This is a genomic window from Bradyrhizobium sp. Kon58 (assembly GCF_055807455.1).
Genome location: NZ_JBVVOT010000167.1, coordinates 1 through 424 on the forward strand (window position 1 = coordinate 1; position 424 = coordinate 424).

Sequence of the window (424 nt, forward strand, 5' to 3'; positions counted from 1 at the left end):
GCCTTTATCGATGATGAATTAAGAAACAAACTATTTCTGCTGAAGAGGGACGAGCCCTTTTGGAAATCTTTTTCCGACTATGCTAGAGAGCATAAATTGCAGCTTCCAAAGCTCGTATTAGGACCTATGGCTACAGGCTCATCCGTACTCGCTGATGTCCGAGTATCAGAGCGGATACGTACGATCCAACATCGTAATGTTACAGGCCTAGACATGGAAACTTATGGGGTTTATGCCGCAGTATCATCAACTCTTACAGGTGCAGACTTTATTTCATTGAAATCGGTTTGCGATAATGGCGACAAGAAAAAAGATGATCAGCATCAACAATACGCAGCGACAATCTCTGCGAACGCTGTAGAGCAATTTATCCGCCACTACTTTCGGGAATAAATCAGCTAACATCTTGCACCTGTAAGAGTTG

Annotated in this window: 1 protein-coding gene; it reads left to right on the forward strand. The window is 43.2% G+C overall.

Translation table 11 applies throughout. The features are described 5' to 3' along the window. Window positions 1-393: phosphorylase family protein (locus AC0L20_RS39970; protein WP_473295663.1), on the forward strand; the 393-nt coding region annotated here is incomplete at its 5' end. Window positions 394-424 lie beyond the last annotated feature (31 nt).